The organism is Caballeronia sp. LZ024 (assembly GCF_031451455.1).
Lineage (GTDB): Bacteria > Pseudomonadota > Gammaproteobacteria > Burkholderiales > Burkholderiaceae > Caballeronia > Caballeronia telluris.
In genome coordinates this window covers 19,851-35,936 of record NZ_JARUXL010000002.1, presented here as the reverse complement: position 1 = coordinate 35,936, position 16,086 = coordinate 19,851, and the positions used below count along the sequence as shown (strand labels likewise).

The window sequence follows — 16,086 nt, the reverse complement described above, 5'->3', positions numbered from 1 at the left end:
CGCGTGAGAATGATAGGAGACAAGGATGATCGACGACGAAGTGCGCAGAATCAAGCAGGTCCGCCAGTATTCGAAACTGGTCAGGGACCGCTCGCGACTCGGATGGACGCTGACCGCGGCGGTCCTCATTGTCTACTACGGATACGTGCTGCTGATCGCGTTCAACAAGGAATTTCTCGCTACGCGTACCGGCCACGGCGTCATGACGCTTGGCATTCCGATCGGTTTGTTCGTTATCCTCTTCACCGTGGTGATTACCGGTCTGTATGTGCGTCATGCCAACCGGACCTACGACGAACTCACCGAGCAGATCAAGCAGGAGGTCGCATGAATTCCAAACGCATCTTCACAGCGGCGAGCCTCCTCGCGCTATCGGAAACGGTCTTCGCAGCCGGTGGCGATCTCGGCCAGACCGTCCGGCAAGCGACAAACTGGACCGCCATCGGCATGTTTATCGTATTCGTCATCGCGACGCTGTTCATCACCAAGTGGGCGGCAAAGAAGACCAAATCGGCTGCCGCGTTCTACACCGGCGGCGGGGGCATCACGGGCTTTCAGAACGGCCTCGCCATTGCCGGCGACTTCATGTCGGCGGCGTCCTTCCTCGGCATCTCCGCCGCCGTCTACGCAAACGGCTACGACGGCCTCATCTACTCCATCGGCTTTCTCGTCGGCTGGCCCATCATCACGTTCCTGATGGCCGAGCGGCTGCGCAACCTCGGCCGTTTCACCTTTGCCGACGTCGCCGCATACCGCTTCAAGCAAGCGCCCATCCGCGCGTTCGCCGCTTCGGGCACGCTGGTGGTGGTCGCCTTCTATCTGATCGCGCAGATGGTCGGTGCCGGTCAGCTCATCAAGCTGCTCTTCGGGTTGGAATACTGGATCGCTGTAGTGATCGTGGGCGCGCTGATGATGGTGTACGTCCTCTTCGGCGGCATGACCGCGACGACCTGGGTGCAGATCATCAAGGCCTGCTTGCTGCTCGCGGGCGCCTCGTTCATGGCGTTCATGGTGCTCGCGCAGTTCGGCTTCAGTCCCGAAGCGTTGTTCGCGAAGGCCGTCGAGGTGCACGAGAAGAAAGACTCGATCATGTCGCCCGGCAATTTCATCAAGGACCCCATTTCGGCGATCTCGTTCGGCATCGCGCTGATGTTCGGCACCGCCGGCCTGCCGCACATCCTGATGCGCTTCTTCACCGTGCCGAATGCCAAGGAAGCGCGTAAGTCGGTGTTCTGGGCGACGACGTGGATCGGCTATTTCTATATCCTGACCTTCATCATCGGCTTCGGGGCGATCGTGCTGGTCGGCACGAATCCGGTTTTCAAGGATAGCGGCGGCAAGTTGCTGGGCGGCGCGAACATGGCGGCCGTGCATCTCGCGAGCGCCGTGGGCGGCAACGTGTTCCTCGGCTTCATTTCGGCCGTGGCATTCGCGACGATCCTCGCGGTGGTGGCCGGGCTCACGCTCGCGGGCGCATCGGCCGTGTCGCATGATCTCTATGCGACCGTCTTCAAGGAAGGCAAGGCATCGAGCGCAAGCGAACTGCGCGTCTCGCGCATGACGACGGTCGTGCTCGGCATCGTGGCGGTGGTACTCGGCATCGTGTTCGAGAAGCAGAACATCGCCTTCATGGTGTCGCTTGCATTTGCGGTGGCCGCGTCGGCGAATTTTCCGGTGCTCTTCATGTCGGTGCTCTGGAAGGGATGCACGACGCGAGGGGCCGCCGTCGGCGGGTTCCTGGGACTCTTGTCCGCCGTGGTCCTGACCTTGCTCTCGAAAGCGGTGTGGGTCGACGTGTTCCACTACGCGAGCGCGCCTTTCCCGTACGCATCGCCTGCGCTGTTCTCGATGGCGGCCGGCTTCTTTGGCATCTGGTTGTTCTCTGTCACGGACAAGTCCGCGAGAGCGCGCATCGACAAGGCCGGTTTCGAAGCGCAAACGGTTCGGTCGGAGACCGGAATCGGCGCGGTGGAATCCGCCGGGCACTGACGTTCTTGCCCGCTTAAGGCGGCGTCGGGTCGGTCACTTTCCCTGCGGCAAGGAAAGTGACCGCGCTGCGCGGCGTACTGGTCAGGACCTCATGCGCGGCCGGCAGATCATGAAATACTGCGACGAAAGCCACCACGGCGTATGCGGCACAGGACTGAGATGCACCGCGTCGATCACGAACCGCTCGCTCACGATCGCCCGCAGCTCGCGAAAATCAAAACCCTTGTGCGTCGTGCGCGGATTCTGCGGCCGGCAAACCGGAATGCCGACCATCGACTTGAACAGTTCGCCCGGCGTGTATTCCGACTTGAACGATCGGCTGCGGATCATCCAGTTCGACACCTTCGGCGCGATCGCGAGCCCGTACATGATCGGCACCGAGATGACGAGCGCGCCCGCCGGCTTGAGAATGCGCGCGGCGTCGTCGAGCAAAGCTTCGAGTTCGTTAGGATAGAGATGCTCGCAGACCTCCAGCGCGGTCAGCACGTCCACGCTCTGCACCGCGACCGAATCGAGCGATTCGGCGTACCTGACTTCGGGGAAGGTCGGCGCCATGTACGGGTCGTGACCGACGAGCGTCACGTCGTGGCGCGCTTCGCCAAGCGTATGCAGAAAGAGTCCCGGCCCGGCGCCGAAATCGACAACCGTGCCGCTCGCCGCACACAGCTTGGTCACGAGATCGATCGCCAGGGTCATGCGCGTTCGATGAGCGAAGCGAGCGAGCGGATTTCCTGATTTGACCGTTTGTTCTTCGTAAGAAATTTCGCGCATCGAAGTGTCCCCACGTATCGGTTAGTTTTTGTTGAACGGCCCGGCTTTTACCCAGCGTAACGAACCTGTTTTTATTTATCGTTTGGGCGATCTTGCAACCGCCGGCGACGCCGCGCAACGCTTCCCCGTAGGCGTTTTTCGCCGAACTTCCGCTGAGTTCCGCCACGTGTGTCGGATTCGCACAGACGTCGAAAAGCGCGCTGATTCGGCATCCAGCGTGCGCTTTCATACGGACACGACGCTTTACTTTCCGGAAGTCGCGAGGTCTTCTTCGATGAAGCGCAGGACCGCTTCGGTCAGCGCCTCGCGCGGATAGTCGTTCTGCGTGACGAAGAGCGAACCCACCATCGCGTGGGTTCGGGCAATGGGCACGGCGAGCGCCCAGTGATCCGCATTGACGTAGCCCATGAGCGTGCTCCCGGGCACGATCTGGTCGTAGAAGATCATTTGACTGTCGTTGCGCGCGTCGATGCGCGCGAGTTTCTCGTAGCTCGACTTGAGGATCGAAGAAATGCGTTCGGGCTGCGGATACGTCACGAGCGAGTAGTAGCGAACATCGCGTGGAAGCGGGTGGTTTGCCATCCACGCCTGGCGTGTCGCCGGTCGCAGGCTTTGCACGGCGCCGCCGTCGCCCGACGTGCACGTTGCGCCCGGAAAGTATCGCAGCATGTCCGCCTGGAATTGCTCGGCGTCGTTGGCGAGCGGCGAGCCGCCGATCGCCCCGGCCGCGCTTACGACGGCCGCCACGCGGCCGCGGATCTCGGGATAGTCGACCACGGCCTCCAGGATGTCCGGCGCACCCTTCGAGTAACCGATCAGAACGAGCCGCGATGCGCTTCCGGAAAGCGGCATCGCCAATATGGCATCGCGGATCTGGCGTGCGTTGTTCGCCGAACTCGACAACCCTTCGACGTCGAGCATGATCGCGTCGTAACCGGACTGCCGCAGTTGTGTCACCACGGTGCCGGGCGAGTTCAGCCACGGCTTGAAGCAATCGTAGCCGACGCCCGGCACGACGACCGCAATGAGATTCCGCCCGGATTGCCCCAGATCGACCGGCTTGCCCGCGCCGGCGGGCTCGTTGCCCACGCGTGTCAGGGCATCCTCGCATGGACGATGATCGGCGAGGTCGGAGCCGTGCGCTTCGAGAACCGCGCAGTAAATCTCGCGGAATCGTGCGCGCTTGTCCAGCACGCCTGCCTGCGATGCCGGTACGAGCGCGAGCGGCGGCGTATCGGTCGAGTAGGGAACGAGCGGCTTCGTGGCGCACGCGACCGACGCAACGCAGGCGGCGACCGCAGCCATCCTGACGCCGGCATACCGAAGCGCACCCAAGCGAGGAGCGAATCGCGCGATGCCGCTACTTGCCTGCATCGCTCGTCTCCTTGCGTGCGGCGGACTCGCGTGGGTCGAGATAGGGCACCCAGTCCAGAATGTCGACGTTCGTGAAACTCAGGGGCCGCGTTGCAAAGAACATCACGGCGCGCAATCCGTCGGTATGGTAAAGCGCGCCGTTGAGCGTCGTCCGAGGATGGGCCCGCGGTGCCGGACCGACACCGTTCACGAAGCCGAGCTTGTCGAGCCCGCCCGAATACATCATGTCCTGAACGATGAAGTTTCTGGCCTCGTCGACGTCGCCGTGCAGCACGTCGCTGGTCGATCCGTTGCGCGCGAAGCGCCCGCCGACCGGCCGTCCGACCTGCGCCACGTACACGACCTCGCCGTTGAAGCGAATGGGTGTGAGCCACGCGCGTATCGACGTCGCGGGCGTGCCCGTCTGCGCTTCCCGGCGAAGGACGACGTCCGGCCGGCGTCCGAAGGCCCATTGATCGAGATCGCTCTCGCGCAGGTTGCGCCGATAGCTGCGCCGCACGAGCGCCGCGCCGATGTCGCCCAGATTGCCGACCACCACGACGTTCAACGGGTCCGCGCCGGTCGTGGCGTGCGGATCGGTAGCGCAGCACGGCAGCCGTTCGAGCGCGGCACGCAGCGACGCGAGGTCGTGGTAGTCCGTGACCTCGGTATCGGGGTACTGGTACAGCGTCAGCGCGAGGCGGGAGTCGGGCGTGTCGTCGGGCACGCTGACGAAGAGCGAGAAGGGCACAAGCGTCCTGCTTCCGAACAGGTCGATATTGAGGAGCTTGGGGTCGCGATCCGGATTGGTGAAGACGATCCCCGCGCGCGTCTCGCCCGGCGGCACCGGATTCTTGAAGCCGAGCTTGTTCAAGTGATTGTCGATGTTCGCGTTCGTTGCGAAGCCGAGCAGCGTATGCATCGACCACGCGACTTCGAGCGGCGAGAAGTAGTCGGGATCGGTGCCCGAGTGCAGCAGCCACAACGGTTGCAACGTCCGGTTCTGAACTTCGATCCAGACGGGCTGCATGTTGTTCTTGTTGATGTCGGCGCCCAACATCCGTTGGCTATCGGCCGACGAAAGCACGGCCGCGCTCACCTGGACATCCTGTTTGGTGGCGCTGACGGCGCGCTTGCGCAGCGGCGCATCGTCGACACTCGCCGGCGCCGTCCACGTCCCGCAAGCGGCCAGAACGAAAAGTAGGGCCACGGCGCCGGCCGCACGAATCCACGCACGATGCGACCGGCGCGGCGCGCTCATTGTTTCGCTCCCGCACGCGGATGATTGTTCGGCTTGGCATTCACTTCCCATGGAAAAATCCCGATCTCCGAGAGCGACGTGGGATGGCGGTCGAACACGAGCACCTGGCGATAGCCGTCGGTGTAGTACGGATCGGTCGTGAGATTCTCGCTCGGCGCGCTCTGCGAAGCGGCGCCCACGCCCTTGACGAAGCCCAGTTCGACGAGGTTCTGCGAGTAGGCCATGTCCTCGGCGAGCGCTCGGCGCGCCTCGTCGACGTCCGGGTCGATCTTGTGCGTGGTGAAGGTCGGCGAATGAAACGTGAAGCGCACGCCGATATCGCGGCTGATCTGGCCCACCCACACGAGCTTGCCGTGGTAGCGCATCGGACTCAGCCAGAGCCGCAGATGATTGCGCTGGTGAATGGTGTCGCGGGCTTTCTGCAACGCGAGATCCTGGGCCCGGCCGAACAGGTAGAGGTCGCTCACGGGCGCATTGACGTAGCGATCGCCGGACAGCGCGGAGGTCACGGTGCGCATGATCGCGCCCGACCACTTTTGTTCGGTCGGGCTCCAGCCGCGGCGCACCAGTGCGGGAAAGGCGTCGTCGAGTCCGCCCACGACGACCAGATTGAGCGGATCGCCGGTCTTCGAACCGTCCTTGTTCGTGGCGCAGCACGGCAGGGCTTCGAGTGCGGCGCGAAATGCGTCGTCATCCGTGTAGTTCACGATCTGGTCGGGCGGATACATCTCGCGCCGGAAGACTTCGCTCACGTGGTAGTCGGCGTAGAAGCCGGGCACGATCACGAGGATGGAGAAGGTTCGCGCTTGCGCGCTCGCCACGAGATCGAGCTGGACGAGCTTGGCGCCTTCGTCGAGATGCGTCAGCACGAATCCCGACTTGGTTTCGCCGGGCTGGATGGGGTTCTGGAAGGCCAGTTCGCGAAAGCGCTGCGCGAGTGTGCCGCCGGCATGCGCCGGATCGCCGTTGCCGAATGCCTCGGCTGCTTCCGATGCGGGAAAGAAATTTGGGTCGAGACCCGGGGACATCAGGAAATAATTAAGCGCTTCGTCGTTTGCGACTTCGATCCAGACGGGTTGAATTCCCTTCTGTGCGAGCGGCACGCCGTAGACGGACGCGCTCTCCTCGGCCGATAGCACGGACGCGGATACCCGCAGTCCGCCTTCGGTGCGGGTCGCGGCGCGGATCTTGTAGGTGAGCCCGCTTTCGGCCGGCGGCGTGATGGCGCAGGCGGCCAGAAACAAGGCGACAACAACGGCAGCCAGCAGTCGATTCACGATGCGGTTCATCGCGTAACCTCATTGCCGCTAGGCAGATGCCAGGGATCGTTGTGATGCGTCCTTCTCGGGTGTTAGCGGAATTATAGTGTGCAAGTCCGGTAATACCGCGGCTGAAATGTCGATGACAGCCGCGTCGTGCTTTTCGGCCGCTCAGCGCCACGCGACGGTGGCGACGGGCGTATGCGCGTCCATCCAGTCGTACACCTCCGTGGTGCTTGCCCACGCCCACGTGCGGGCGGCGGCCTGCTCGCGTCGCTCGACGGAGGCTCGATCCTTGTTCAGGTCGTGGTCAGAGTTGAAGCTGCCGGCCTCGTTTTGAAGTGCGCCGGCTTTTGCGTGAGTAGACATGTCTTGCGTTCCTGTGATTGGCGAGCAGCCGTCGGCATGCTCGTAACATCGAAAATGATTCGTTGATTCGCGTCGTAGCCGTGCGTCAGATCAGCTCGGCCACGAATTCGTCGGCGCGCGTCCATTCGCCGTGCCCCGAAGCCGGATTCAGGTGGCCGGCCGCGCCGATATTCACGACACGGCTGCCCCATGCATCGGCGAGTTCCGCGACGCGCTCGATTCGGCCGAGCGGATCGTTGGTACTGGCGGCCACGATGCTCGGGAACGGCAGGCGCTCGCGCGGAATCGGCAGCCAGCCGTGCTCAAACAGCGTCTCGACCGTCGGATAGCCCTCCGGCATCGGCGACTCGAAATCGGGCGGCGTCGCGAGCAGGGCGCCCTGAATTTCCCGCCGATGCAGCCGGGCCCAGTGCACGGTAATCATCACGCCCGCGCTGTGCGCGACGAGCACGACCGGACCGTCGATCCTGGCGAGGGCCGCATCGAGCGCGGCGACGCGGGCCGCGCAGTCCAGCTTGTCGCGTTCCAGCGGAGGCACCGAGCGCGCATTCGGAAGCCTGCGTTCGAGTAACGTCTGCCAGTGGTCTTCGACGTGATCGCGCAAGCCCGGAACAATCAGGACCGTGGGCGTTGAAGTAGATGTCATGGATCGTTTTTCCCCGTGAAGGCTCATTGTTTTGCCGCTTGTCCGCGCAGCGCGTCGATGCGGCTCAGGTCGCGCGTGTATCTCGACCGGCCGATCGCGAAGGCCACCATGGCCGCGAGGCTCACGAACGGAATGATCTGCAGGGCGCCCAGGAGGCCGATCCGGTCGGCGATTGCGCCCGTGACGAGCGGACCCGGCGCGAGACCCAACAGGTTGTTCGCAAGCGTGAGCGTCGCGAAGGCGGATGCGTGGATCGACGACGGCGTGAGGTTGGCGACCATCGCTCCGGCCGGGCCGGACGTGCCTGCCACGACGAGAATGCCCGCGCCGAGCAGCACGAGTTGCAATGCGCCAGCGTCGAGACGGAACCCGATCGACAGCAACACGAACGAGATCAGGCAATAGGCGACGGCCGTGACCCACTTGCGCGCGGGAACCTTTCGGCAGATTCGGTCGGTGGCGATACCGCATGCGACCATCCCGACTCCGCCCAGCAGCACGAAGACCGCGGCGCCGGCGGCGGCTTTGTCGGCGGGCAGCCCGTAGTAGCGATTCAGGAAGCTCGGCATCCACGCGATCACGGCGCCCATGATGAAGAGCTGCAATCCGCTGCCGACATAGGCGCACACGACCGAGACCGTCGAGAAGAGGCCCGCCAGCAGTTTGCGCAGGCTCGTGCGCATGCCGCCGGCGTTCTGGTCCGCGGCCTGTGCGTCCGGATACCGGGCGGCAATGCGCTTGTCCGACACCATCAACCGATAGGCGATGACCAGCAAGATGCCGAAGCAGGCCATCGCGGCGAACGACGCGCGCCAGCCGAAGTGCACCGCGACGAAGCCGCCGAGCGCCATGCCGAGCACCGAGCCGAATGCCCCGCCGGCCATGAAGGCGCCGGTGAGCGTGGAGCGCAGATGCGCCGGGAAGATGCTGAGAATGAGCGCGATGCCGACGCTTCCGTAAGCGGCTTCGCCGAGTCCCACGAAGGCGCGCGCGACGAGCATCTCGCCATAGTTGGTCGCGATGGCGCAGCCGAGCGTGGCGAAGCTCCAGAGCGCTGCCATGACGATCAGGCTGCGCACGCGGCCCCAGCGGTCCGCGAGCACGGAGAGCGGGAAGGTCAGCAGACCGACCATCAGCGCGACCACGCCGCTCAACGAACCCAGTTGCGTGTCGGACAGACCCCAGGACTGTTTCAGCAAGGGAAAGACCGCGTTCAGGACCTGCCGTGACATGTAGTCCGACAGCAGCAGACCGAAGGTCAGCGCGAACACGACCCACGCGTATTTGCGCGAGATGGCCGGAGCGGCGACGCCGCTCGTGGCCGGCTTGATGCAATGAATATCCAAGATCGTCTCCTCCGATGTCTGGCGTGCGGCCTCGTCATGCGCCTGAGCGCAGCGGGCCGTTTGTTGTTGTGGCCGGCAAGCGCTGCTTGCCCGGCCTTCGCCATGGAGTGTTAAGTGAAAGGTGCGGGCGCGGCGTTCAAGACCGCGTCCGCGTGGGGGTGTCAGGCAGCGCGCAGCGGAAGATTGACCTGGCCGGCCTTGCGGTTCGGCGCCATGCCCATCTGCGCGAGCGTCTCGTCGGCGTCCTTGTATTGCACGCCGATCTTGTAGATCGCGCGCGCCTCCTTGCCGCTCGCAATCTCGCGTCCCAGCTCCCGGGCGACGCGCACGCACTGCTCGATCTGCTGCACCGACGTCATGCGGTTGCCGTGCTGGTCGATGATCGTGTCCTCGATGCCGCAGCGCGGATGCAGGCCCATCGACATCGCCATCATGTTGAACGGCAGCACGTTTTTCAGCAGCGACTCCGCGGTCAGCGTGCAGCCGTCCGGCGCACGGTGTACGAAGTTGAAGAAGTTGAACGGGTTCGGGCCGTCGAAGCCGCCGCCGATGCCGATCCACGTCAGGTTCAGCGGACCCGTGTACACGCCCTTGCGCACGAGGCGTTCGAGCGTCTCCAGCGCATGGATGCCCGTCAACTGGAAGTGGGGCTGGATGTTCGACGCCTGCAACCGCCGCAGATGCTCCTCCACCCACGCCGGGCCGGCCGGCACGGTCATTTCGCTGTAGGCGGCGTGAATCGCCTTACTCGCGAGCGAGGTGCCCTCCAGGTATTCCGGATACAGCAACTCCATGATGTTCATCTGCGTGGTGTTGATCGCCACGGTCACCTGATCGGGCTTCGGATCGAGATCGGCGAGCATGTGACGCGTGTCGTCGGACAGCCACTTCGCCGCCTGACCGTCGTCTTCCGGCGCGAACGAAATCGAGCCGCCCACCTGAATGATCATGTCGGGCACCGCGGCGCGCACGCCCGCGATCAGTTCGTTGAACTTCGACAGGCGCTTGGAACCCTTGCCGTCCAGTTCGCGCACATGCAGGTGCAGTACCGTGGCGCCCGCGTTGTAGCAGTCGACTGCCTTCTGAATCTGTTCGTCCATCGTCACCGGAATGTCATCCGGGAAGTCGGCCGGCATCCATTCGGGGCCGTAGGGCGCGACCGTGATGACCACTTTGTCCTGGTTCTCGGGGTGCAGGGAATCGTCGAGGAATTGCATGTGTTGCTCCAGCGTAAATAGGATCGATGTAAGGCAGGCAGGCGGCGTTCGGGGCGCCTGAATCAGTAAGGCACGTCGCCGACGATTCCGGCGCGCTCCATCTTGCGATGGCACGGCGGGTAATCCATGACCGCGTAGTGTTGCGTGCTGCGGTTGTCCCAGATCGCGATGCTGTTCGGCTTCCAGCGCCAGCGGACCTGGTGCTCGGGGATGTACGCCTGGCTGATCAGGTAGTTGAGCAGCTGGCTCGCGCCCGGATTGGCGTCCTGCCCGAAGCGCACGCGCGAGGCCGTGTGATAGTTGCTGAAGTGCGTCGTGAAGGCGTTCACGAAGAGCGTCTTCTCGCCCGTCTCGGGGTGCGTGCGCACGACCGGGTGCTCGGCATCCGGAAACTGGGCTTTCAGCGCGAGGCGCTTTTCGATCGGCATCGCCGCGCCGAAACTCGCTTCGATGCTGTGGCGTGCGCGCAAATCGGCGATCTGCGTCTTGATGTGCTCGGGCAGGTTCTCATAGGCCAGCACCATGTTCGCCCAGATAGTGTCGCCACCGACCGGCGGACATTCGACGCAGCGCAGCACGCAACCGAACGGCGGGGCTTCGCGCCAGGTGGCGTCGGTGTGCCACGCGTTTTCGTAGCGGTCGTTGGGCTGGTCGGGATTCTTGTAGATCCGCACGAGGCCCGGATGCTCCGGATCGCTGCCGGCGACCGGATGGTCTTCGAGTTCGCCGAAGCGGCGGGCAAAGGCAACGTGCTCGGCACGGGTGATGTCCTGATCGCGCAGGAACACCACGCGATGCTTGAGCAGCGCGGCGCGGATCTCGGCGAAGAGGCCGTCGTCGTGCACCGCGTCCGCGAGGCGGACACCGGTCAGTTCTGCTCCGATCGAGCAGGTGAGTTGTTCGACGCGCATCATGGTCTCCTACACGACGAAAATGGATGAGCCGGTGGTCCGGCGCGATTCGAGGTCGCGATGCGCCTGGGCGGCATCGGGCAGCGCATAGCGCTGGTTGATCTCGATCTTGATGCGGCCGGCCGCGACGTGCCCGAAGAGCTCGCTTGCCAGCGCGTCCTTCTCGGCCGGATCGGCGATGTAGTCGGCGAGCGCCGGGCGGGTCAGATAGAGCGAGCCCTTCATCGCGAGCAATTGCGGATTGAACGGCGGAATCGGGCCGGACGCGGTGCCGACGCAAACCATCAGGCCACGGCGCGCGAGCGAGTTTAGCGACGCTTCGAAGGTGTCCTTGCCCACGCTGTCGAACACGACGTTCACGCCTGCGCCTTCGGTCAGCTCACGCACGCGCTTTGCGACGTCCTCATGGCTGTAGTCGATGACGTGATCGCAGCCGTGCGCGCGGGCGACCTCGGCCTTGGCTTCGCTCGACACCGTGCCGATCACCTTGATTCCCAAGAGACGCGCCCACTGTGACACGATCAGCCCGACACCGCCGGCGGCGGCATGCAGCAGGATCGAATCGCCCGGCTTGAACGCGTGGATGCGGCGCATCAGGTAGGACGCGGTCAGGCCGCGCATGGTCATCGCGGCGGCGGTGGCGCATTCGATATCGTCCGGCAGCCGGATGAGGGCGGCCGCGGGCACGAGCCGCTCGGTGCTGTACGCGCCGAGCGTGTTGATGAAACCCGTGTAGGTCACGCGATCGCCGACGAGCAGCTGATCGACGTCCGGTCCCACCGCCTCCACCACGCCCGCTGCTTCCACGCCCATGCCGGCGGGCAGGGGGACGGGATAGAGGCCGCTGCGGAAGTACGTATCGGCGAAATTCAGGCCGACGGCCTCATGACGCAGCCGTACCTGCCCGGGACCGGGCGTGCCGACCGGCACCTCTTCCCACGTCAGAACCTCGGGACCGCCTGTTTCGTGAAAGCGGATTGCGTATGCCATGTGTCTCTCCAGTCATGCGTGCGAGCCGTCGGGCTCGCTGATTGAGTAGCGGTTGCTCGCAGCCGGACCCGCCGGCGCCGCGCAATTGAATTCGTCGTTGATTTCGGTCCAGTCGGCGTAGCTCAGATAGCGTCGCGCCGCCGGAAGGATCACGCCCTGTTCGCGGCCCATCCATTCCGAAACGAACCGCACATAAGCGCTCACTGCCTGTTCGAGTGCATCGGCCGTCGATGCGGCATGCGGGTTTCGTCCGATCATTCCGGCCAGCCCGTCGAGCAGTTCTTCGTCGCGCAGATGCAGGCGTTCGAGTTCGTCGAGTTCGGCGTTGACCACCGATGTCCGTTTGCGAAGGCGCCGGAACAGCGACTCCTTCGCGTTCGCCCCGAAGCCTCGTGCCGCAAGGCTGTGCAGCCTGTCGACCGCTTCGCGCAGCGTCCCGGCCTGCGGAACGCCGCCACGCTCGCGCTCGGCGCGGATCGCGTCGAGCCATTCGTGCAAGGCTTCGGCGAGCGCCCGATGCGCGCCGAGCAGAACGCCGATCGACGCCTGCACGGCCGGCCGAGCGTCGCTGCCGCACGTCAGCATGGCGGGCCTCGACGCGTCGGGTGTGCCTGCGACCGGCGCGGCCATCGCCGGCCGGGAGGCGGCCGCGAAGATCAGATCGCAGCCGTGCCTGCGTGCCTGCGCCAGGGCGGGATCGCATGCCTGCTCGCTCTGGGCGACCACCGACGCGCTGGGCACGCCTTGTGCGCGGGCGCCGGCTTCGGCTCGTGCCAGCAGTTGGGCGGCGTGTTCGTCGGCCGGCCCGGGCAGCACCGCCGGCGACACGTACAGAAACGTGATGCGCGCGCCGATGGCCTGCGCAAATTCCGTTGCTTGACCGATCGCTTCGATGCTGGTGTCGGTGTCCTCGACAGGGACGAGTAGATGTCGGTACATGGCGTTTTGCGCTGGTTTGGGCGTGTGCGTGAACTCATCTGCATCGTAGTTCACGCAAGCCCCGCGCGACCCTCTCCCGGCGGGAGGGGCTTGACGCCTCCCGGTGATTCGACCCATGCTGTGGACCTGATTCGCGACCGAAGCGGCCGTTCCAGGTCGCCGATGGCATTCCGACCGACCTTTCCCGATGGCATCCATCTCAAGCGGCTCCCCACCCTCGACGACCGAGCTCGTCCTGAAGACCATCGCGCCGCGCGCACCGCTGAACCTCGTCGCGCGGGCACGGTTGAGCGCGGAAGCCGCGGACTACCACGATCTCCAGGTGACGCTCGTGCAGGCGCCGGCCGGCTACGGGAAAACCTCGCTGCTCGCGCAGTGGCGGCGCGAATACCTGTCGCGCGGGATCGCCGTGGCGTGGCTTCTCGCCGACGAGCGCGACGACCCCGAACGGCTCTTGCGCGCGCTCCTGCAGGCGGTGAGGACGGGCTGCGCGCGGCCGGCTTTCGGCGCCTTGCTGCTCGACAGCGCGATCGCATCGGTCGGGGAACTGGATGGCGCGACGGGCTGGCTTGCCGAGCTCGCCGTGCTGTCGCTGGACGTCGTGCTGATCGTCGACGAGGCCGAGCGGCTGCCCCCCGCCGGCGCCGAGATGCTCGCCTACGTGCTTCGCAATGCGCCGCAGAACCTGCGCGTGGTGGTGGCGGCAAGACGCGGCCTCGAGGCCCCGCTCGCCGATCTCTTGATGTACGGCCAGGCCACGCTCGTCGGCCCGGATGCATTGCGCTTTCGCCTCGACGAGACGATTGCGCTGATCGCAGGCCGCTTCGGCGAGCGCGTCGACGCCGACGCGTGCGCGCGGCTTTTCGAGGTCACCGACGGCTGGCCGCTCGGATTGCAGCTCGCGCTCGCCGCGATGGCGCATGCGTCGGACCCGCGCAAGGCGGTCGAGACGATCGCGTCGGGCTCCGGCAGCTTGCGCGAACATCTCGTGGGCGCCTTGATCGCCAATCTTTCTTCCGCAGACGACGCCTTTCTCACGCGCATCAGCGCCGTGGACATGCTGCACCCGGCGTTGTGCGAGGCGCTCACCGACAATCCGCACGCGTCGGAACACCTCGCGCGGCTCGTGCGCGAGACGCCCGTGTTCATCACGGTGGAGGACAGCGCGTGGTGCCGCCTGCATACGGTGGTGCGCGACGCGCTGCGCGTGCGTCTCGCGCGTCTGCCTGCCACCGATCGCGAGGAACTGCATGCGCGCGCCGCGAGATGGCTCGTCGGCCAGGGGATGATCGAGGAAGCCGCGCATCATGCGCATGCGGCCGGCCAGCACGAGCTTGCCTACGACCTCGCCGAACGCAGCCTGCACGAAGCGGTGCGGCAAGGGCATCTGAGCGTCGTGCTCGACTGGCTCGATCTGCTGCCGGAGGAGGAATTGGAGCGGCGTCCTCGCTTGCGGCTCGCCGCGGCGTGGGCGCTGGCGGTCGGGCAGCGCCACGAAGAGGCGCAGCGCCAGGTCGAGCGGATTCTCGCGGGGCCGGCCGTCGGCGACGAACTGCATTACGAGTGCGCGCTGATCCTGAGCGCCGCCGCCTATTTCGCCGACGAACCCGACCGCTTCGTCGAACTGTTCGAGCCGTGGGCCGGGTCTCCGCCCGATGTCGAATCGTGGCTCGCGCAGGTTCACGCGAACCGGCTGGCGGCGCGCGCGATGCTGCTCGGCGAACCGGCGCAGGCGCGCCGCGCGCAGCAGCGCGTGCAGCAGGGCGGCGGTGTCGAGCCGCTCGGCTATCTGCTGCGCTGGGGCGAGCACATCACCGGTTCGAGCTATCTGTGGGAAGGCCAGATGCCGCTTGCCGAAGAGGTGATGAAGCCCGCGCTCGCGAGTGCCGAGGCAGAACTGGGACGCCGCCATCCGCTCAGTTGCATGTTCGCGGCGGCGTGCGCGGCCATCGCGTATGAAGACGATCGGCTCGACGAAGCCGCTGCGTTGCTCGCCAACCGCCTCGACATGCTCGAACGCGCGGCTACGCCTGAAACCGTGACGCTCGCTTATCGCACGGCGGCGCGCCTTGCCGCGGTGCGCGGCAGCGAGCATCGCGCGCTCGACATGCTGGAAGCAATGCACGCGCTCGGCGTGAGCCGGCGCCAGCCTCGCTTGTGTATCGCGAGCCTCGTCGAGCAACTGCGCATGCACGCGGGCCGCTACCGCGCCGAGACGTGCCTCGCGCTGGTGCGCCGCATCGACGACATCCTGGCTCGAGAGGCGGGTCGCGGGCCGCTCTGGCGCGAGTCGGTCGCGCTCCTGCAGTCGCTTGCGCACGCCGATGCCGCCATCGCCGCGCGAAACTGGCCGCAGGCGCTCGAGGCGCTCGACACCGCCGCCAGACAGGCCGACGCAATGAAGATGGGGCGTTATCGCATCGAGATCATGGGCTTGCGGGCATTCGCGCAACAGCAGACGGGTATCGATGCAACGCCCCTCCTGCTCGAAGCGGTGAATCTCGCGCAGACCTTCAGGCTGGGCCGCACGCTGCTCGATGCGCATCCCGCGCTCGCGGACTGGGCGCGGCGCGCAGGCAGCGCAGCCGACATCGCCGATGGCGCGCGCCCCCCGGCTTCGTTGCCGAATGTGCGGCCGCGTCCGCAGGACACCGGCGGGCCGCGCGCGGTGCCGTGCGTCGTCCTGACGCCCAAGGAGCGCGAGATTCTCGAACTGCTCGCGCGCAATCTGACGAACAAGGAGATCGCGCGCGCAGGCGCGATCGGAGAGGGCACGGTCAAGTGGCACCTCAAGAACCTGTTCGGCAAGCTCGATGCGAGTTCGCGCAAGCACGCCGTGCGCCGCGCGGCGGTGCTGGGCCTGCTTGAAGGCACGATCTAACGACTGCCCGCCACCCGCCGCTCTCACGCGGCTTAGATGCTCACCGTCCAATCCCCCTCCCTCCGCGAGAGGGGCCGGAAGTCGTCTCCTTCCGTATTCTTGCTGCATGACTTCACGCGCCATTGCAATGTCGTCCGCGCTGCTTGCAGATCGC

Annotated in this window: 14 protein-coding genes; 3 read left to right on the top strand and 11 right to left on the bottom strand. The window is 65.6% G+C overall.

The genetic code is table 11. The annotated features are described in order from the left end of the window. Positions 1–25 precede the first annotated feature (25 nt). The gene (locus QCE48_RS15555) at positions 26–331 is read left to right on the top strand and encodes a DUF485 domain-containing protein (protein ID WP_309784922.1); all 306 of its coding nucleotides are present in this window, start codon (positions 26–28) and stop codon (positions 329–331) included. Then, positions 328–1,989, top strand: a complete 1,662-nt coding sequence (locus QCE48_RS15550; protein WP_309784921.1) for a cation acetate symporter — start codon at positions 328–330, stop codon at positions 1,987–1,989. The genes QCE48_RS15555 and QCE48_RS15550 overlap by 4 nt, the downstream gene beginning before the upstream one ends. Positions 1,990–2,070: 81 nt before the next feature. Here the strand turns inward: QCE48_RS15550 and QCE48_RS15545 are convergent, their stop codons facing one another. From QCE48_RS15545 to QCE48_RS15495, 11 genes are all read right to left on the bottom strand, one after another. Further along, on the bottom strand, positions 2,071–2,685 hold the full coding sequence (locus QCE48_RS15545; protein ID WP_309784920.1) for a methyltransferase domain-containing protein: 615 nt from the start codon (positions 2,683–2,685) through the stop codon (positions 2,071–2,073). Positions 2,686–3,003: 318 nt separating this feature from the next. Beyond that, positions 3,004–4,065, bottom strand: a complete 1,062-nt coding sequence (locus QCE48_RS15540; protein ID WP_309784919.1) for a hypothetical protein — start codon at positions 4,063–4,065, stop codon at positions 3,004–3,006. A 55-nt stretch (positions 4,066–4,120) separates the two neighbouring features. Then, on the bottom strand, positions 4,121–5,374 hold the full coding sequence (locus QCE48_RS15535; RefSeq protein WP_309784918.1) for an LssY C-terminal domain-containing protein: 1,254 nt from the start codon (positions 5,372–5,374) through the stop codon (positions 4,121–4,123). After that, positions 5,371–6,663 (bottom strand): LssY C-terminal domain-containing protein, encoded by a 1,293-nt coding sequence (locus QCE48_RS15530; RefSeq protein WP_309784917.1) that lies wholly within the window; start codon positions 6,661–6,663, stop codon positions 5,371–5,373. Before QCE48_RS15530 ends, QCE48_RS15535 begins: the two co-directional genes overlap by 4 nt. 141 nt (positions 6,664–6,804) lie before the next feature. Beyond that, positions 6,805–7,002 (bottom strand): hypothetical protein, encoded by a 198-nt coding sequence (locus QCE48_RS15525; RefSeq protein WP_309784916.1) that lies wholly within the window; start codon positions 7,000–7,002, stop codon positions 6,805–6,807. 85 nt (positions 7,003–7,087) lie between these two features. Further along, positions 7,088–7,648, bottom strand: a complete 561-nt coding sequence (locus tag QCE48_RS15520) for an alpha/beta hydrolase (RefSeq protein WP_309784915.1) — start codon at positions 7,646–7,648, stop codon at positions 7,088–7,090. A 23-nt stretch (positions 7,649–7,671) separates the two neighbouring features. Then, entirely contained in the window at positions 7,672–8,994 is a 1,323-nt protein-coding gene (locus QCE48_RS15515) for an MFS transporter (protein WP_309784914.1), read from the bottom strand. Between the two features lie 161 nt (positions 8,995–9,155). Then, complete coding sequence (locus QCE48_RS15510; protein WP_309784913.1) at positions 9,156–10,211, bottom strand: 3-keto-5-aminohexanoate cleavage protein; 1,056 nt, start codon at positions 10,209–10,211, stop codon at positions 9,156–9,158. A 62-nt stretch (positions 10,212–10,273) separates the two neighbouring features. After that, a complete protein-coding gene (locus tag QCE48_RS15505) occupies positions 10,274–11,122 on the bottom strand; it encodes a TauD/TfdA family dioxygenase (RefSeq protein ID WP_309785085.1) in 849 nt (282 codons plus the stop codon). Positions 11,123–11,131: 9 nt separating this feature from the next. Continuing rightward, a complete protein-coding gene (locus QCE48_RS15500; RefSeq protein ID WP_309784912.1) occupies positions 11,132–12,112 on the bottom strand; it encodes a quinone oxidoreductase in 981 nt (326 codons plus the stop codon). 12 nt (positions 12,113–12,124) lie between these two features. Further along, positions 12,125–13,051, bottom strand: coding sequence for a universal stress protein (locus tag QCE48_RS15495; protein ID WP_309784911.1), 927 nt, complete (start codon positions 13,049–13,051; stop codon positions 12,125–12,127). Between the two features lie 187 nt (positions 13,052–13,238). Between QCE48_RS15495 and QCE48_RS15490 the strand changes: the two genes are divergently transcribed. After that, a complete protein-coding gene (locus QCE48_RS15490) occupies positions 13,239–15,932 on the top strand; it encodes a LuxR C-terminal-related transcriptional regulator (RefSeq protein ID WP_309784910.1) in 2,694 nt (897 codons plus the stop codon). Positions 15,933–16,086: the final 154 nt, after the last annotated feature.